Source organism: Gleimia sp. 6138-11-ORH1 (genome assembly GCF_024814355.1).
Lineage (GTDB): Bacteria > Actinomycetota > Actinomycetes > Actinomycetales > Actinomycetaceae > Gleimia.
The window spans coordinates 168,557-186,823 of the sequence record NZ_JANUXV010000002.1; the positions used below are offsets into that span (position 1 = coordinate 168,557).

The 18,267-nt window shown below is 48.1% G+C and carries 18 protein-coding genes, 1 tRNA gene and 1 other RNA gene; 8 read left to right on the top strand and 12 right to left on the bottom strand.

Going from position 1 to position 18,267, the window contains the following annotated elements:
- Positions 1-34 precede the first annotated feature (34 nt).
- A tRNA-Ser gene (locus NXS08_RS04410) sits at positions 35-122 on the top strand.
- A 254-nt stretch (positions 123-376) separates the two neighbouring features.
- On the opposite strand, the gene NXS08_RS04415 is transcribed toward NXS08_RS04410, so the two are convergent.
- Genes NXS08_RS04415 through NXS08_RS04425 form a run of 3 tightly spaced genes read right to left on the bottom strand, consistent with a single transcriptional unit; the run spans position 377 to position 3,716 of the window.
- Positions 377-2,791: a DEAD/DEAH box helicase gene (locus NXS08_RS04415; RefSeq protein WP_259137720.1), complete on the bottom strand. Its 2,415-nt coding sequence runs from the start codon at positions 2,789-2,791 to the stop codon at positions 377-379.
- Positions 2,792-2,809: 18 nt separating this feature from the next.
- A complete protein-coding gene (locus tag NXS08_RS04420; RefSeq protein ID WP_259137722.1) occupies positions 2,810-3,262 on the bottom strand; it encodes a YbjN domain-containing protein in 453 nt (150 codons plus the stop codon).
- A 1-nt stretch (position 3,263) separates the two neighbouring features.
- Positions 3,264-3,716: a YbjN domain-containing protein gene (locus tag NXS08_RS04425; protein WP_259137724.1), complete on the bottom strand. Its 453-nt coding sequence runs from the start codon at positions 3,714-3,716 to the stop codon at positions 3,264-3,266.
- A gap of 145 nt (positions 3,717-3,861) precedes the next feature.
- Here NXS08_RS04425 and NXS08_RS04430 point away from each other — a divergent pair, with 145 nt between their 5' ends.
- From NXS08_RS04430 to NXS08_RS04450, 5 genes are all read left to right on the top strand, one after another.
- On the top strand, positions 3,862-4,884 hold the full coding sequence (locus NXS08_RS04430) for a phosphatase PAP2 family protein (RefSeq protein WP_259137727.1): 1,023 nt from the start codon (positions 3,862-3,864) through the stop codon (positions 4,882-4,884).
- A 131-nt stretch (positions 4,885-5,015) separates the two neighbouring features.
- Entirely contained in the window at positions 5,016-6,824 is a 1,809-nt protein-coding gene (locus NXS08_RS04435; RefSeq protein ID WP_259137729.1) for a ribonucleoside triphosphate reductase, read from the top strand.
- Between the two features lie 20 nt (positions 6,825-6,844).
- Positions 6,845-7,555, top strand: a complete 711-nt coding sequence (locus NXS08_RS04440; RefSeq protein ID WP_259137733.1) for an anaerobic ribonucleoside-triphosphate reductase activating protein — start codon at positions 6,845-6,847, stop codon at positions 7,553-7,555.
- Positions 7,556-7,650: 95 nt separating this feature from the next.
- On the top strand, positions 7,651-9,015 hold the full coding sequence (locus NXS08_RS04445) for a uracil-xanthine permease family protein (RefSeq protein WP_259137735.1): 1,365 nt from the start codon (positions 7,651-7,653) through the stop codon (positions 9,013-9,015).
- A gap of 87 nt (positions 9,016-9,102) precedes the next feature.
- Positions 9,103-9,798 (top strand): hemolysin III family protein, encoded by a 696-nt coding sequence (locus NXS08_RS04450; protein ID WP_259137737.1) that lies wholly within the window; start codon positions 9,103-9,105, stop codon positions 9,796-9,798.
- A 33-nt stretch (positions 9,799-9,831) separates the two neighbouring features.
- Here the strand turns inward: NXS08_RS04450 and ffs are convergent.
- The 9 genes from ffs to NXS08_RS04495 all read right to left on the bottom strand — a co-directional run bounded on the left by ffs (position 9,832) and on the right by NXS08_RS04495 (position 15,966).
- Positions 9,832-9,927, bottom strand: an RNA gene (gene ffs / locus NXS08_RS04455) — signal recognition particle sRNA small type.
- 74 nt (positions 9,928-10,001) lie between these two features.
- Positions 10,002-10,601: a LytR C-terminal domain-containing protein gene (locus NXS08_RS04460; protein ID WP_259137739.1), complete on the bottom strand. Its 600-nt coding sequence runs from the start codon at positions 10,599-10,601 to the stop codon at positions 10,002-10,004.
- Between the two features lie 177 nt (positions 10,602-10,778).
- Positions 10,779-11,156, bottom strand: coding sequence for a hypothetical protein (locus NXS08_RS04465; protein ID WP_259137741.1), 378 nt, complete (start codon positions 11,154-11,156; stop codon positions 10,779-10,781).
- A complete protein-coding gene (locus tag NXS08_RS04470) occupies positions 11,143-11,478 on the bottom strand; it encodes a hypothetical protein (protein WP_259137743.1) in 336 nt (111 codons plus the stop codon). The genes NXS08_RS04465 and NXS08_RS04470 overlap by 14 nt, the downstream gene beginning before the upstream one ends.
- A 32-nt stretch (positions 11,479-11,510) precedes the next feature.
- Positions 11,511-11,759 carry a DUF4244 domain-containing protein gene (locus NXS08_RS04475; protein ID WP_259137745.1) on the bottom strand — a complete coding sequence of 83 codons (249 nt, stop codon included), beginning with the start codon at positions 11,757-11,759 and terminating at the stop codon, positions 11,511-11,513.
- Between the two features lie 142 nt (positions 11,760-11,901).
- A complete protein-coding gene (locus tag NXS08_RS04480; protein ID WP_259137748.1) occupies positions 11,902-12,966 on the bottom strand; it encodes a type II secretion system F family protein in 1,065 nt (354 codons plus the stop codon).
- The gene (locus NXS08_RS04485; RefSeq protein WP_259137750.1) at positions 12,963-14,093 is read right to left on the bottom strand and encodes a CpaF family protein; all 1,131 of its coding nucleotides are present in this window, start codon (positions 14,091-14,093) and stop codon (positions 12,963-12,965) included. Before NXS08_RS04485 ends, NXS08_RS04480 begins: the two co-directional genes overlap by 4 nt.
- Positions 14,080-14,979, bottom strand: coding sequence for a hypothetical protein (locus tag NXS08_RS04490; protein ID WP_259137752.1), 900 nt, complete (start codon positions 14,977-14,979; stop codon positions 14,080-14,082). Before NXS08_RS04490 ends, NXS08_RS04485 begins: the two co-directional genes overlap by 14 nt.
- A 129-nt stretch (positions 14,980-15,108) precedes the next feature.
- Positions 15,109-15,966, bottom strand: a complete 858-nt coding sequence (locus NXS08_RS04495) for a hypothetical protein (RefSeq protein WP_259137754.1) — start codon at positions 15,964-15,966, stop codon at positions 15,109-15,111.
- A gap of 61 nt (positions 15,967-16,027) precedes the next feature.
- Here NXS08_RS04495 and NXS08_RS04500 point away from each other — a divergent pair, with 61 nt between their 5' ends.
- Both NXS08_RS04500 and NXS08_RS04505 read left to right on the top strand, forming a co-directional pair.
- The gene (locus NXS08_RS04500; protein ID WP_259137757.1) at positions 16,028-16,903 is read left to right on the top strand and encodes a hypothetical protein; all 876 of its coding nucleotides are present in this window, start codon (positions 16,028-16,030) and stop codon (positions 16,901-16,903) included.
- A gap of 118 nt (positions 16,904-17,021) precedes the next feature.
- Positions 17,022-18,254, top strand: coding sequence for a hypothetical protein (locus NXS08_RS04505; protein WP_259137759.1), 1,233 nt, complete (start codon positions 17,022-17,024; stop codon positions 18,252-18,254).
- Positions 18,255-18,267 lie beyond the last annotated feature (13 nt).

Sequence of the window (18,267 nt, forward strand, 5' to 3'; positions counted from 1 at the left end):
CTTGTTGAAGTTATTTTATAGCTACTTCGACTGTGGAGGATTCGCCTAGTGGCCTATGGCGCACGCTTGGAAAGCGTGTTGGGTGCAAGCCCTCGGGGGTTCGAATCCCCCATCCTCCGCCACTACCCCGACATTTAAGTAAATGTCGGGGTTTTTCTTATTTGTAAACTGGCGAATAAAAAAGTTTTAGCCGAGCTATAAAGCTCGGCTAAAACTAATATCCCATCAACACAGTGCGAGTTCTCAACGCATTAGTCTAAAACTCTACTTCAGATCACTTTCTGAAGATACTTCTATATTAGAAAGTGTTTCTGAGCGGAGCTTTAAATGAACCTTAGAGTTTCCTGGGAAATTTTTTCGGAGGGTTTTCTTTCAATTAAGGCGCATTAGCAAGCAAAAACTCTAACAGACTAATCGCCCCCACTTTACTAAGCGGATTATTCTTATTCCCACACTTCGGAGATTGAATACAACTTGGACAACCATACTCGCACGGACAAGCACGCACTAAATCCAAAGTCGCTGCCACCCACTTTTGCGCATGATTAAAACCGTAAGCAGCAAACCCAGCTCCCCCCGCAAAAGCATCGTGAATAAAAACTGTTGGCTGCAGCGTCTGCTCATGTAAAACTGTCGATAAGCCACCCAAATCCCAACGATCACAAGTCGCCAACAAAGGAAGCATCGCAATCATCGCGTGCTCACAGGCATGTAACGTCCCCGGCAGTTCACCAGCTTCAATCCCTAAACTCTCATGCACTGCAGGAGAAAGCTCAAACCAAACCGACTGCGTTTCCAACAGGCGCGGCGGTAACGCTAACCGAGTATTTGCCACATGCTCTAACTTCGGCAACCTAAAAGTGTCAAAATCAGTAACCTGCTCACTAACCCGCGTATTACCTAATCTCCACGTAACTTCAGCTAAATCAGAAGTCCAACTCTTAACCGCATCACCCAAAATATAAACTGACGTACGTGCCCCAGAAATCGTCCGAAACTCCGTAGTCACTTTTCGTGCCAAAGCAACAGAAACACTCGGCCCCCGCCCTCGCTCTGCTCTGCCCGTATCACTACCAGCTACCGGCAAATACTCCACAATCTCATAAGTATCCCCCTGGTGAACATAAACCGCACCAGCATGAACCTGACTATCAGCTTGCCCAGCAGAAACAGTACCAACTACCCGCCCCGTACCAGCTTCAATCACCTGAACTTCCCCAGCTACACCCCTTAAATCAGTTAAAGAATGCGGGGCAACCGCTAACTCAATATTCCAAAACCAGCCGCCCGGATGCTTACGCAAATACCCCGCCTGCTCTAACTGCTTAAAATACCCATCATCAGCCAACCCAAACAATAAAGCGTCTGCAGAAACCAAAGACTGCTCCGCCGCCGCCGCGCAAAGATGCGGCATCAGAATATAAGAATTCGTGGGATTAATAGTGGCAGCTTCCACCGGCTCAAAAACCATTTCCGGATGACTAATCACATAGTTATCTAACGGGTTATCAGCCGCCACAAAAACACTAATCCCCACATTTCCAGCCCGACCAGCACGCCCCACCTGCTGCCAAAAAGAAGCACGCGTCCCCGGCCACCCCACGGTAACAGTAACATCTAAACTGGAAATATCAATCCCCAACTCTAAAGCATTAGTAGTCACCAAACAACGAATATCCCCACCGCGCAAACCAGCTTCCAACTCTCGGCGCTCCTCCGGCAAATACCCACCGCGATACGCCGCCACCGCCGCTTGCAAAACCGGATTAACTACCTGCAACGCACTCTTAATCTGCGCCGCTACCGACTCCGCAGCACTACGCGAACGCACAAAACACAACACTTTAGCTCCCGCAGCAACCAACTGAGCCGTAAGTTTCGCAGCTTCAACCGTTGCAGAAACCCTTTTAGGTTCAGTATCGCCCTCGGAAAAAATAAACCCCGGTTGCCAAAACAATAACTCCCGCGCTGCAGCTGGCGAAGAATCTGCCGTAATCGCAGTAATCTCTTCACTACCCACTCCAATCAACGCCCCCGCAGTATCGCGTGGCTCAGCCACCGTGGCAGAAAGGAAAACAACCGTCGGATTAGCCCCCAACCGGCGAGCTACCCGCAACAGTCGGCGAAGTACCAGCGCCATATGAGAACCCGTCATCCCCCGCCAGTAATGCATCTCATCGACAACCAGATATTTCAACCCACTCAACAGCCGCACCCACCGCTGATTCCCCGGAAGCATAACGTGATGTAAATAATCCGGATTCGTCAGCACCAAGTTAGCTTCAGCACGCACCCACTCTTTCGTTTCTTTCGGAGCATCTCCATCAGCAACCCCAACCTGCACTCCCGTCAATTGCTTTTCTAAAATACTCAGCTGATGAGCTTGATCAGCTGCTAAAGCTTTAGTCGGCGCAACATAAATCGCCGTAGGGGGCTTTGCCCAGTTCTGCAAAGTTAAACGCTGCGCATAAGCCACCCGGCCCTGCAGTGCGTTAAGGACCGGCAACCAAGCAGAAAGAGACTTACCTGAACCCGTGCCAGTAGCAATAACCGTGTGCCGACCACTCCAAATAGCATCGGCTGCGTCAATCTGATGGTTCCACGGTTGTTTCACGCCAGTGTCATTAAATGCTGCCACCACCTCTGGCAACACCCAAGCAGGCCAAGTGCCAAGCTCAGCAGGACGCTCAGGAAAATGCACCCGTTTTCTCAGCCGGTCACTACCCCCGTCCAAATTCACCAAAGTCGTCAAGTACTTTTGTGAATCACCCTGGTCACTTTCAGCTAACACGAATACCTAAACCTTGGTTTAGAGATTCTTTAAAGTAGCAACAACCTGCGCCATAAACTGTAAAGCCTCAACTGCCGTAGCAGCAGCTGCAGAAATATTCTCTAAAAGCTGAGCGTCATCTAAACCCTCACCAATAGCGACAATAAAATCAGCTACCACCTGCATTTGCCCATCAACTGCGACCAAATAAACCGTGGGGAAATACTTTTCCCGATTCCACGAATCAGCCGCCGTAAATAAATTCGGTACCTGCGGAGCATCCAGCTCCATTCCAGATTCCCAGACCGCGCGGATTGAAAGAAACTTATTCCCCGAAGTGAAGTGGAACTGGAATGGAACATTATTGATATAAGCCAACCCCGAGTTTTCAACCGTTTCTAAAGTGGCATCGAGTTTAGCTACCTGAGCACCAATACGCTCTAAAGTTACCGGACTAATCGGATCATTATTTTCTACGCAAGCTAAGTGCATTTCAGTGATTCCTCCAAGTAACCAGTTCCGGTGTTGCCCGATCTAAATCTTGAAATAAACCCATAATCATCGTTAAAGCAGTCTCGTAAAAAGACGCTAACTGACATTCAGTTGCCCCTTGGCTAACGATTAGATTAACTTCAGCTCCCACCGAAAAACGCTGGTAGTTATCCATTGGCAGCATATAGGCTTTTGGGCCGGAACGATGTAGGTTACACTCTTGCACTAAGCTAACCAACGCTGCGAAAGAATCATCGTCAGTGGAGATCCCCCGCCATTGCCCTCTGATCTGTAAAATGTTCTGATTATTTTGGTTAATGAAAATAACCCCGGATTCAGTGGGGTAAACCAGTTCGTTTTCGTGTTCTCTAAAGTCAAGATCAAAGTCGGTGCCAGCTAAAGAGTTCAGAAAACTCTCAAGGCGCTGACGGTCTACTGTAGAAGGTGGGTTCACTTGCCTGGTTCTTTCTTGGTCAGCAGAAATCAGTACGCTTATTCGAGTTTAGTCCAGTTTTCCAGTTAGTGCGCGCGCAAGACAGAAAAGCAGTGTTATGGTTAGGTGAAAAGCAATATCTTTATGCTAACTAGAGGTGGTTTTCGTGAGTGAACCAAACAGGTCTTTACCGAAAATGGCGGTAGAACAACAGAAAAACCGGTTTCAAGCTACCTCAGCAGCAGAATCCTCAGCGGCAGACCGCTCTCCCCTGTGGATAGATTTAGGGCCGGCAGACTGGCGTCGCCCGGTGCGCGTACTCTCATTTATTGCCACCACTATAGTTCTCATTTTAGTGGTGCGTTTTAGCTTAACTTCAGTCTTAGGGCAGGCTTTAGATCAGCTGGTTTTAGAACAGGCTAAATTTGCTTTCCCGCAGGCACGTACCTTAGCTTGGCCCATTGCGCGTTCAATTTCCGTGTTGGGAATAGTCTTTATTACCTGCGTGACTTTCTTAATAGCGATTGTGAAAAAACGCTTAGCTTTAGGGCTTCGGATGATCCTCTTGGTAGTTGGCGCTAACTTTTCCACCCAAGTCGTTAAACATTTCCTCCTTGACCGCCCCTACCTGGGAGTAGGGTTTGATCTACCAAATTCTCTTCCCTCCGGTCACGTCACCGTGGCGCTTTGCGTCGCAATAGCTTTAACAGTGGTTTCCCCACAGAAAATCCGTGTTCCTGTGGCCTTTTTAGGGATTGCTTTTGCTGCGGCGGTTTCTCTCAGCGTGGTTCTTTTGGGGTGGCACCGCCCCTCAGATGTGGTGGCAGCTGTTTTAATCACTTTCTGGTGGGCACTTATTTTGGTTCCTCATGAGCGCCCGCAGGGATTTGGAAATCGCATAAACACTTGGTTTTTAGTATTTAATTTAATAACTTTAGGGACTTTTTTAGCACTCGGTTGGTATCTCTTAGAAGATTTACGTAGCCTGGTTGCCCTGTTAGTATCTTTGCCGCGCGGGCCAGGAGAAGTTACCGAGGCCGGTATTCCGCTGGTAGTTTTCCAAGAATACGATTGGCTGGTGCATCTTTTTGCAATAAGTTCCTTAGTGGCTCTGATCGCTTTGGTAGGGTTTGTTATTCATTTTGTAGTGCTATTGGAATCAGGAAATAAAAACAAACACTATATCTAGTGACACGCCAAGGCAGATACCACTACATCTAGTTTTGCGGTAGTAAGGTTAGAAACCGTTACGGGAAGTTAAAGCCGACGCCCTCGGCCACCCTCCCCACCCGAAAACGAAACTAACCCAAGGAACTCACCATGAGCAAAACCCCTACCACAATCGACGTAATCTCCACCGTAGATGACTACCTCACCCGCTCCGACTGGCGCGTAAACGCCAACGCCAACCAAGACTACAGCCTGGGCGGACTAATCCTAAACAGTAGCGGAAAAATCATCGCCAACTACTGGCTCAACCAGGTGTACTCCCCCGCCGCCGGCACCGCCCACCGCGAAGGCGACATTCACATCCACGACCTAGATATGTTCGCTGGATACTGCGCCGGCTGGTCACTAAAACAACTCATTCAACAGGGCTTCAACGGCGTCTCGGGCGCAATCGCCGCCAACCCACCCCGCCACTTCAGCTCCGCCTGCGGGCAAATGGTGAACTTCCTGGGCACCTTACAAAACGAATGGGCAGGCGCCCAAGCCTTCTCATCAGTAGACACCTACCTGGCCCCCTTCGTCCGCCTAGATAAACTAACCTTCACCCAGGTAAAACAACACCTACAAGAAATGGTTTTCAACCTCAACGTCCCCTCACGCTGGGGATCACAATGCCCCTTCACCAACTTCACCTTCGACTGGACATGCCCCGCAGATTTAGCTGACGAACACCCCCTAATTGGTGACGAGCTATGCGACTTCACCTACGGAGATCTGCAACCTGAAATGGACCTAATTAACCGCGCTTTCATTGCCGTCATGTCTGAAGGGGACGCAGACGGCCGCGTATTCACTTTCCCAATCCCCACCTACAACATCACCCCAGACTTTAACTGGGAAGGCGAAAATGTGGACGCACTTTTTGCCATGACCGCAAAATACGGGCTTCCCTACTTCCAAAACTTCCTTAACTCAGACCTTGACCCCGGCATGATTCGCTCCATGTGCTGCCGCCTCCAACTGGATTTAAGAGAACTTCTCAAACGCGGCAACGGCTTATTTGGCTCTGCCGAACAAACCGGCTCAATCGGAGTAGTCACCCTCAACCTAGCGCGCCTGGGCTACCTCTACGCCGGCAACGAAACTGCTCTCTTACAGCGTTTAGATGAACTAATTAACTTAGCTTCTGAAACGCTTGAAACCAAACGCACAGTCATTGCCCACCACTTAGAAAACGGCTTATTCCCCTATTCAAAACGCTATTTAGGAACCTTAAATAACCACTTTTCCACTATCGGCGTAAACGGAATGAATGAGCTGATCCTCAACTTCACCGGTGGCGAATATGATTTAACTGACCACCGCGGACACAAACTAGCAATCCGGCTGATGGATCACATTAGAAACCGGATGATCGATTTACAAGAAGCCACCGGCAATCTCTATAACCTGGAAGCTACCCCCGCAGAGGGAACCACCTATCGTTTCGCTAAAGAGGATGCGAAACGCTTCCCTGGGATTATTCAAGCCGGAGTTGAAACCGCACCCTATTACACGAACTCTACCCAGCTTCCAGTCGGTTACACTGACGACCCATTCGAAGCTCTCACTTTGCAAGAGGAACTACAGGGCAAATACACCGGAGGAACAGTCCTTCACCTTTACATGGGGCAGCAGATTTCTTCACCGACTGCCTGCAAAACCTTGGTGAAACGGGCGCTATCAAACTTCAAGATCCCCTACATTACCATTACTCCCACCTTCTCTGTCTGCCCCGCACACGGCTATTTAAGTGGCGAATTTACTCACTGTCCTAAGTGCGCTGCCGCTGGTGAGCAAACTGAATGTGAAATTTGGACGCGAGTAATGGGCTATTTCCGCCCCTTAAAGTCCTTTAATATCGGCAAAAAATCCGAGTTCGCTGAGCGGGTGTCTTTCCGCGAACCAGTGCTTGCCTAACTGTATGCAACGGTAAGACTATGCTACAAATTGCGGGGATCCAGCCCCTTTCAACGGTGGACTGGCCAGGGAAACTGGTTTTAACAGTTTTCTGCCAGGGGTGCCCCTGGGCGTGCGTGTACTGTCAGAATCATCAGATTTTGGATCCGCGCACGCCCGGCCAAGTGCCCTGGGCGGATGTCTTGGATTTACTCAAAAAACGAGTTGGCCTTTTAGATGGGGTGGTTTTTTCCGGCGGGGAAGCCTGCCGGCAAGCAGCCCCTCTCCTGTCCGCCATGCAGCAGGTGAAAGACATGGGTTTTGCGGTGGGATTGCACACTGCGGGAGCATTCCCACGAGTATTAGAAACCGCTTTAAACTCAAATTTAGTGGACTGGGTGGGGTTGGATATTAAAGCGCCAGCCAGTTCCTATCCGCAGGTAGTTGGTAAGGCTGGTGGTAATCGCGCTTGGGAGAGTTTAGAAATTTTGCTCGAGGGCGCTCAACGGAACCTCTCTAGCTTATTCGACTACGAAGTGCGTTTAACTGTTTTCCCGCAGATGCCTTTTGACCCTGCGGAAGTGGTACGTACTTGCGCGAAAATGCAAGTACGTACCTTAGTGATTCAAAAAGCCCATTCGCAGGGGGCTTTACCTAAGTTCGCTAACACTTTCACGAGTTGGGATGCGCAGTACGAAAAAATAAAAGAAAACCTATCTCAAATCACGGACGTAAAACTGCTTTTTCGCTGACTTCCGCAGCTGAATTTTGCTTCTTTCCGAAGAAATCAGTATGCTGAAATTCCGGTCGAGCGTTTCGACGCGCCCTTCGGAAAGATCGGATTCTAATGAGCGATAACGCACTCAAATCAGGCATTTTTAAAGCCTTCACTTGGAAAGTTCACGGCGACGGTAAAAGCATCACTCCCGGAAGCGTAGTTTTACCTCATGAAAGACTCTCATGGCCTCGTACCATCGGAATTGGCAGTCAGCATGTCATTGCGATGTTCGGGGCTACTTTTTTGGTTCCCCTCCAAACCGGGTTCCCCGCAACTACCACACTATTCTTCACGGCGATTGGCACATTACTCTTCATCCTTATCACAGCCGGACGTTTACCCTCTTACCTGGGGTCTTCTTTCGCGCTAATCGCCCCGATTATTTTAGTTTCTAATTCCCTCGGCCCCAGCTACGCTTTAGGCGGCGTGGTAATGACCGGCTTGGCTTTAGCTGCGATTGGGCTGATTGTTCATTTCGCCGGGGTCCGCTGGATTGACGCGGCCATGCCCCCCATTGTGACTGGGGCGATTGTTGCTTTAATCGGCTTCAATTTAGCTCCTGTAGCTTGGATTAACGTCCAAGCAGGTCCGGTAACTGCCTTAGTTACCATCCTTTCGATCCTCTTATTCACCGTTCTTTTCAAAGGTTTAATTGGGCGTCTTTCGATTCTCTTTGGAGTTTTGATTGGCTTTGCCACCGCTATTTTCCGTCAAGAAGTTGATTGGTCTAAGGTTGCTGAAGCCCCTTGGTTTGGGCTTCCCCAGTTCCAAACCCCCCAATTTTCCATCTCTGTTTTAGGCTTATTCATTCCGGTAGTTTTCGTACTTGTAGCTGAAAACGTTGGCCACGTAAAATCGGTAGCTGCAATGACCGGACAAAACCTGGACGACATCACTGGACGGGCTCTTTTCGCTGACGGTTTGGCTACTGCGGTGGCCGGTTCCGGTGGTGGTTCTGGTACTACCACCTATGCGGAAAACATTGGCGTGATGGCAGCTACCCGCGTTTATTCAACTGCCGCTTATGTAATCGCCGCCCTATTCGCCTTAGGTCTTTCTATGCTCCCTAAATTCGGAGCAATCATTCAAGCCATTCCCCCGGGGGTACTGGGCGGGGCTGCCACAGTCCTATACGGCATGATCGGTATGTTGGGCGTTCGTATTTGGGTGCAAAATAGAGTTGATTTTGCAGATCCAGTCAACCTAAATACCGCTGCAGTTGCCATGGTTGTTGCAATCGCAGACTTCACTTGGAAGCCAGGCAACTTAGAATTTAAAGGAATCGCGATTGGTTCAGCCGCAGCTATTGTGGTTTACCACGTGATGCGGACACTTTCTAAACTACGCGGAACTAACTTAGAAGCTGCTTCCCCAGCTTCCGCACCAGCTGGTTCAGAGTTAGAACGTGAACCTTACGCGCAGCGAAAAGCCTAGTTTAAGACATTAAATTCCGCCCAGGTGCCAGTTCACTTGGGCGGAATTATTTTTTGCCGTTAAATTAAAGGTAGTAAGGAGTTAATTATGAAGATTGTTTCAACCAAACCCAAAAAATGGTTTCCACAGCAAGAAGTAAAGGTTAAACCGCATTTTCGTGGTTGGCAGCACGCTGTGGCAGTTCCCCTATCCCTGGCAACTGCGATTGTCCTCACCGTTTTAGCTCCCACTACGGCAACCCGCTGGGCATCTTTTGTTTACTTAGCTACTTCCCTGCTACTTTTTGGGATTTCGGCAATCTACCATCGTTTTTATTGGGAACCCAGTTGGGAAAAGTTCTGGCGCCGTTTAGACCACGCCAATATATTCTTACTGATTGCCGGAACCTACACACCTATTTGCGTCGCGCTACTGGCCCCTGCAGATAGTAAGTTCATTTTAAGTTTAGTGTGGGTAGCTACTATTCTTGGGGTAGTTTTCTCTGTCTTTTGGCCCCACGCACCCCGCTGGCTAATTTCTATTCTCTACATCGCTTTAGGGTGGGTTGGCATCTGGTATCTGCCGCAGCTTTGGGCTTCCGGCGGAGCTAAAGTAGTTATTCTAGTGGCTATCGGCGGCCTGCTCTACACTATCGGAGCAGTAGTCTACGCACTAAAGTGGCCCGACCCTTCACCGAAATGGTTCGGCTTCCACGAAATCTTCCACGCCTTCACAGTTTTAGCGTGGGTCTGTCAGTGCATTGCCGTGTTTTTCGCGGTTCTTTCCGTACCTGTCACCCTTTAACGACAGTCTTTAGGCGACTAAATGTTTTGAGGTATAAAGGATCCCCCGCGCACCCGTCAGAGCTATCCTATCCTTGCTGCCTTCCGGCCCTGGGGAGGTTCAGAAGATGACGTCACACGAGGGATCTTTTATAGAATACACCGTTTTCCAAAAAACCTGTAGTCGAAGCTAAAGTATCTACTTTTACCGGTAAACCTCTGTACCTACTCAAGGTCTTTCGGATTTAACGGTAGGCACTTCGGGTAGCTTTCTAAAATCACGTTTTCTTGGGCAACTAACTTCTTTAGTTCTTCCGCTGATTTCATTTCGCTAAAGGCGTCGCCCACAATCACGTGTAATGGCCCCACTACATTTGGGTCGTAAACAACGTGGGAGTTTTCAAAAAGTCTTGCCACTGAATATGCTTGAGCCAACTGTTTACCGTTAGTAACAATCCGCACACCGCCAAAGAAGGTGCCACTGTAGTTCGCTTTTTCTTGGAAATCTAAGCCAACCCCTTGTAAAGCACTGCCAACTTGGTCCGCTAAGCCCGGACGGGAAGTACCATTAAAAACCTTAATCGGAACTCCCTCTAAGGGGACTACTGCAGTATCTTTTGGAATACAGACTATGCTTCCAGGTTCTGCAAAACGCTGCACTTTATTGAAAGTATTGTAGTAGGGAAACTTAATAAATCCGACTAAGATAAGCACTGCCACCAGGGAAGTAATCCCCATGAAAGCGACGATCAGGTTAAAAACCTTACCTTGGCGACGCTGTCTGCGTTTGCGATACATCTGTCTTGGCGTTATTTCTGAGCCCATAAACAACCTTGGTTAGCACTTAAAATATACAGAATTAACTGTAACCTATTTTTTCATCACATAGCAGTGAATATAAAAGTGGGGATCCACTTTAACTCTCCCTTTTAAAGTGAATCCCCACACCAGTAAATATATCAAAGATGCTTTTATGAGAAAAATTATTTTCGGTGCCTTCCATCACTTTATTTCAAAATTCGCGCTAATTCCCGCCCGACTGCGCGAAATTACATTGAAATCATATATAACTTCGCGTATAAACACCCATACTTCAGTGTCTTCAGCAACGCAGTCAAGCAGTTTCACACCATTTAAATCAGCCAATAACGCCGCTTCTTCACACGCTAAAACCAGCGCTTCTTCCCTCCCATAATACTCTTTTAAAATCTGAGCAGCCCCCAAAGCAACCGCATCTGCCTTAACCTGCAGCACCTGTTTTTGCTGCCCCATAAAACCACTGAAAACTACCGTAGTTGCCACAATCAGTAATAAAGCAATCGTAGCAAGCTGAGAAATTGACGCACTTCCCGTTTCCACCGACAAATTATTTTCTTTCAAGACGTGTCACCACTTTACAGCTAACTGGCATCCAGTTAGAAAACCTATGTTGTAAAGTGGCTGTAACCTGCACATATCCTCCGGTAAGAAACTCAGAATTTAGCGTGTAATCATTAGTAAACGGGTAGGCTTCCTCTACCGCTATAGCTCTGCCCACCTGCCCCGCCACCACACAGGTGTTAGCACGTAATCCCACAATTGAAATCACTGCGATTAAGAAAACTGCAATGGCAACCACAGCGGGAATCGTCAATGCCGTTTCAGCAGTCACCATTCCCGCTGCCTGCAGATTCGCCTGCTCTACTTCTTCTTCTGGTTGCATTTTGATCCTGCTGGAAAACTTAACTGTACAAATTAAAAAGCTACGCCCAGAGCGTTTTCGATAATATTTAACAGCAGTTGCCGCACTCTATCAGAACGAATAATTGCCAATAAAAGCCCCGCAAAAGCTACAGCTGTAACAATCCCCACCGCATACTCAGCAGTCACTAAACCAGCTTCGCGCAGTTCCACAGAATCTACTTTTCTTTGGTTAAGGGAGTTTTTAGTTTCTCCTTCCATTTCAGCGAAAAACTTTTCTTCTTCTAACTTATGAGTTTCCATATCTCCTCCAAATTCATTTATTCCAGCAGGTATTTTTAGTTTCAACAAAATCTGTGAAGGTAACTATCCCGCCCTCGGAAAAATGTGGAAAAGTCGCTTCACTGCCACCTTGGGGACAAAAGTTCAATAAAAGACCCCCAACTCACCCCATAAAAAACGCACCGGCAACCGGCACCACCCCTAAAAACACAAAAGCCGGTAAAAAACACAAGCCCAACGGCAACGCCAACCACACCGCCAAACGCTGCGTGGCAACCTGCACCCGCTGTTCTCTTTCTTTACGAAGCCGCTGCGCAACTACCTCTAACCCCGCCACCGGATCAGCCCCGCGAATCCACGCCGGCAACAAAGCCAACCCCAAATGCCGCACTAAAGCACATTCTTGCGAATATAAGAAACCCTGCACCTCTGCCGCAGGCGCCCCCAACAAAAACAAACGCGCCACCACCTCTAAACCCGGATAAAGACAACTACGCCCCACCGTCTCTAAACTACGCGGCACCGCCAAACCAGCTTGCAGACAAGCCGCCAACAGACGAACCGCCACCACCGGATCAACTCCTAACTGCTTCGCCCCCGTAAGATTACGCACCAAATGCCGCACCCATAAACGCCCCGCCCCCCAAAAGGAAATCCCACCTATAAGAATCAATCCACCCAGCAACGAAGAAAAGAAAAACCCCACCGGATCCGCCCCCAGCAAATAAGCTGCCACCAAACCCAACCAAGGAAGAAAACCCAGTAGCCGAGCCGTTGCCTGCGGGCCAGCTTGCGCCACCTCTAAAAGGCGAGCAGCTTCTTCAGTATCTTCTAAAGAACCCACTATCGCTTCCAAGCTGTCAGCTAACCCAACCCCCATCTCTTCACTTAAAGACACCGCAGCTCTTACCGAGGGCGCAACCGCAGCAAACTCCGGTAAATCAAAGACAGATTGCCCCTCTTTAAAACCAAAGTCCGCTTTAAAACCAAAGTCCGCGAGCACTGCCGCCCAAGCATCCGGAACACTCATCCCAGCTCTTAAACAAGCTGCAACCGTAGTCACCAAATAGGCTGGAGCCACATCTGGAATAATCAGAGTTTGAGCTGGTTCTTCAGCGTCTTTAAGCCAGCGGCTTTTAACTATTTTTTGTGAATTTTTCCGTTGCAGATAGCCGGTAAAAATCAGCGTTGCGAAACTTGCAGCCCCTAAACTTAACCAGAAGATCACAGTTTTACTCCCGAAGGATTTAATCTTGCTAATAGTTCTTCCCAAGCAGACGGGTTCACTAAACCTGCCTGTGAATCCCACACCAAAGTTGCTGTTAAATCCCCTTGTTGGGTGCGCGTCGGTAAAGCTATTTGTGTTACCTGGCGAAGATTTTTAACTCGATTTACGTGTATGAAAGCGTCCAATCCGGCAACTGTTTGCGCCGCGATACTGGCGGAGCTTAGATTCGCTAAAGTTCCCAAAGCTTCCAGCCGGGCGGGTACATCGAGCGCCGAATTAGCGTGGATAGTTCCCCAGCTACCTTGATGCCCGGTGTTTAACGCCGCTAATAAATCGCGGATTTCTGCTCCGCGGCATTCCCCGAGCACAATCCGATCTGGGCGCATCCGCAAAGAGGTTTGTACCAGTTGCGATAGAGTTACTTCACCTTGTCCTTGCACATTTGCCTGTTTCGCCAAAAGGGTTACCACATGCGGATGATTGGGATTTAACTCAGGTACTTCTTCAATGACGATGATTCTTTGCTGCGGGCAGATTTCACTTAGGATCGCGGCCAGTAAGGTGGTTTTTCCACTTCCGGTGGCTCCACTGATTAAAGTCGAAGCTCGAGCTTCAATCAGTTGTTTCACCAACTTATAAGCTGGGTTAGGTAAGCTACCTTGAAAGTGTAGTTGTTCTAAGGAAAAACTCAGCGATCTTTTGGTGCGTAAAGAGATTAGTACACTTTGCGGAGCTAACGGAGAGATAACTGCATTCAGCCTGGTTCCATCTGGTAAAGTCCCATCCGCAATCGGTTTTGCTTCATCTAATCTGGTTCCCGCTACGGCTGCTAAGCGCACTGCCAGTTCACGAACTTGGGAAATTGTTAAGTCCAGGGGCGGAAGCTCCCTAAGGGCACCAGCTTTTTCTATAAAGAGCGTCTGCCCGTTAATCAGCACATCGGTAATCTGCGGATCTTCTAAAAGGGCGGCTATCTGACTTCCAGGGCCAGCCAAAAGTGCTTCCAACTCAACTAGGTTTTGTTCTAAATGCTGTCTGGAGCTGAAAATCGACTCCCCCATATTCAGTGCGTATCCTGCACTGTTTCCTTCGCTGAGGGCGGTGCGTGAACTACTATTTAACAGCATCTTTTCTCTCCAGTAGGTTTCTTAGTTCTTTCCAGCTGGTGATAAGTGTTAGGTTCCATTTTTGTTGTAGCTGTTCCACAGTTAAACAGCGCCTGCACATTTGGAAAAACAGTGGAAGTAGTTTTAGCCGCTTAAACAACCTACAGTAACCGTGTTTTGTAGTGGCAACTACTAACTGGGCGTCACTTTCTTTAGCTAAGTGAATAGTTGCGGCACTTAAACGTCCCGCATCTACCACTACCGGCGCCTGGGTTGCTAAAGTTCTGAGGATTTTAGCCAATTTATCTGCCGGGGCAGTTTTAAAGAAATCTGCGTCGATAACTACCTCTCCAGTGGGTAGTCTTTGCGGGATGAAATCTACCGCGGTTTCTTCTCCCTGCCAGGTAACTGTCGTGAAGGGAATTCTTAAACGCTCACTAAAACTTGGATCTTCAAGCAGATTAACGCGAATTAATCGGGTAGCTTCACGATTAGTTTGTGAGTTAGTAAATGAAGTTAAACGCGGGTGTGTAACAAGGCGGGTTACTCCACTTTTCCCAGTTACTCCCACCACGATTACCAGAGGGTTTATTGCTTTAGCTGCTTCAGGTGTACTGGCACAAAATGAGGTGCTCAGTTGGTAGAGTAAGTCCTCATCGCCGGGTATTTTTAAGTCTATTTCTAAACGCAGCACCCGCAGCTGTGGGTGTTTTAACGTTAGTTCCTGGTCAGTTATCAGCAGATCGACTTCACTAGTTACCGTTTTATAAGAGTCTAAACTGCGGGGATTTTTGGTTTGTTCCCAAACTTCTTGATCCCAGATTTTAGGTTGGAGGTTATATAGGTGAAGCCGGCTGGTAAGTAGATTCGCTGTTTCTTCTTGGCTAATCGCTAAATAGATGGTCATTTTTAGATTCAAGCATAGCTTTAGCAATGCTCCACCTGTATCTAAAAGCAACTGTGGATTATTTTCCTTAACTTTTACCTGTGCACAGTCTTAGAACGTTTTAGGAATCTTAAAGCATTTTGCAAGCACCTAAAGCGTCTCAGGCATTCGTCCCGCCTGCACCGCTTTTATTAAATCCTCAGTAGCTGGAAAACTCGCCAATAAGATGTCTGCCCACAGGGACAGCCAGGCAACCACTACTTCCTCACTATTAAAAGCTAACTTAGGTTCTAAAGCTTTCCCAGCTTCACTTTTTAACAGATTCACAATTTCCTGCACCTGCGGGAAATACCTATTCCAACCCACTCCAAATTGCAAACACCCCGTAGGTTCAAGCCCGCTAATAACTAACTGTTGGCGAATAAAAGTAAGCACCACCGGCAAATTCGCAGTTGTGAAAATCGGTGCTTGTAAGGCTTGTGCCAACTGTAATCCCAAACGCCAAAAAAGTGGTACCTCAGCGATTTTTCCCACGAATGCAAACTCTTGGAAATGACGACTCAGGGGAATACCCACCTCAGTTTTATCCAAAGGAAGTTGCGCAACAGCTAACTTATGAGCAGTTCCCAAAAAAGCTGGTAGCGCTAAAGGCTGCGCTGCCGGGGCTTTACCAACTACAGCTAAAACTCCCCCACTCTTTTCTCGCCGCGGATTAAGCGGAGGCCAAAACTGGCTAACCCACAACTGTAAACGCCAATAGTTATAACCAATCTGCATTTCCACAGATTTAACGTCCGCTTCTGCCTGTAAAGAGTCCGCCCTTAACTGAGCTAAGTCCAAGCGAACGCCCTCGGAAAATGCAATATCTTTTGCCAAGTGTAAATTGGTTTCCGCCCGCACTAACTCTGCGTTGCGCCGCAGCCCCTCTGCGAAACGCAACTTCCCCGCCAACTGATTAAACTGCTCTAAACGGGTTTGCAACTGCGATTTTTCTAAAAACTCAACCATTTCTCACCTAAACACTACTGTCTTAGCCCCTAGCTTCTCTGATAACGGTACAGTATTTTGTATGGAGCTAACGCGCGGAACCAGCCTTGAAAAGAAAAAAGCAAATATTGACTACCCCGGGTTGGGAATCTTCCTCACCTTTCCCATCGCACTGTATCTGATCTTCAATTCAGTTGCTCTTTTGACAGAAACCGGGGCTTTAGGAACTCCACTGGCCAGCCCAGCAGGTCACTTTTCCCTTTTAGTTGCCACCTTACTATTTGCAGCTATCTCATATTTACGCCGGCTCACTGACCTAAGCCTACTAATCATGACTTTTTGGACGGGGCTATTTGCTTTCCTCAGTCTGCTAGTCACCGTGTTTTCTTGGTCAAATCCAACTGATTTATCAATCACTTTCGGAAACATAATGATTTTGCTTAGTTGGAACCAACTGCCCCTTTTATTTCTGCTGATTGTGTTAGCCACCGTCAGCCCCCGAAAAGCTCCCAGAAGAAAAGCCTCCAGAGCTGCCCCGCCAAAACGCCTCTTTTCAACTTTCCAATCTTTCGCTCTGACCTTTTCATTAGGGTTAGTTTTATTTGGAATACTCTATCTCTTAGCCCCCCGCTCTTCGGCTCCACTAATCACCCGACACTACTTCCAACTGATTAACCTCAGCTTCTGGCAAATCGGTTTCCTACTATTAGCCGGTTGTTTAGTTTTTATCCTCGCTTGCCTCACCACCCGTTACCCGTTTACAAGTCACCTGAGCATTTGGGGGTCTTTAGTTTTACCCGGGTTGATTGTCTGCCCGCTCTACCTCACCTTATCTGGAGTATCAATCACCCCAAATCACCCGAATTTGATTGCGTTTTCATTTACGCTCCCCGTTGTGGGGGCTTTGGGAATATCCATCTCAGCTTTAGGTGCAATGCAGTCAGTCTACGGGCGTTAATAAAGCAAACTTGGCTTTAAGCGGATAAAACTACTAATAATCCAATCTTTTTCGGCAAGCCTCCCGCAGTTATCTAAGTTTTTTACTAAGTTTATTATTAGCCAATAAGGAGGTCTTCATGTCAGATGAAAAGCGCGACGAACTTGTCGAAAAAGAACTTAACACCCCTGAAACAGCTACGGAAGAAACTGCTAACTGGGATTTAGGTACCCCCGAAGCAGAAGTAGCTGCCACCGATCTGCTCTCTCCGGCAGTTGAAGAAGAAAACACTCAGCAAGAAAAAGCAGCAGATACGCCCGCTGAAGTAACCGAACCTGTTGTAGAACCTTCTACCAGTGGAGAAACCGCAGGAGAAGAATTAGCTGTCGATGCCCCCGTTTCCGAAACTCCAGTTGTGGAAGAGACAGTTTCTGAAGATGTTGTTTCTGAAGCTCCCTTGGCAGATGTTTTCTTATCCAAGGAAGAAAGCGACGCAGCTGACATTCCGCGTGATGTTTTGGCACTCCGCTCAATGCCGGATCCAGAACCCACCCGTCGCTCCTTCGATTTTTCTAAACTAAACGAAGCCGATACTAACGCTGAAACCGTAGAAAGCACCCCTGCAGCAGAAGAAACTGCCGCTTCCGGTGATAGTGCACCCACGGCAGAAACTCTAGTTATCGAAGAAGCCAGCCCAGTTGAAGCTGAAACTGAAGTTTCGCGGAAAGAAATTTTTGAACAGGCAAAGGCTGAAGCTGAAGAAGCTGTTTCTGCTTGGAAACCACGGGAAGACGACGCTCCTGTATCAGACAATACGGCTGCCCTGGTGTTATCAAATACGTCTGTTCCCCTTGTAGTTCCTTCCCGTTTAGGAGCACGCCTTTGGTCTTTCTTCATGACGTTGCTGGGAGCACCAGTTGTTTGGTACCTACTTTCTGATGGAGCGGCCCGCTTCACTTTAAGTGAAAACAGCCCTTACCAAACTGGGGTTTTAAATGTGGGCGCACTGGTCGAATTCGGTGCTGGCGTAATCCTGGCGGTAGTTATCTTAGGTTTCTTAGTGCGTTCTTCTTTGGGGGCACTATTTACCGGCCTGGTTCTTCTGACGATCGGCACAGTTTTCATTGCTATCCCCGGGCTTACTAAAGATTTCTTAGCTCCTGCAATCCAATGGCTGAAAGATTGGAATGACTTCGGTGCAAACGTAGCTCACCACATTAACTGGACCGGCTACACCGGCGCTATTTTCCTAGCTGGCCTGATGCTCTTTGTAATGGGGATTGTAGCGATTCTAGCGCGCCGTGATGGACGTAAAGAAACTGAAATTCGTAATCAGATTGAACGTTACGCTCCGCAGACGGCAAAGAAATAACTTCAATCTGCAT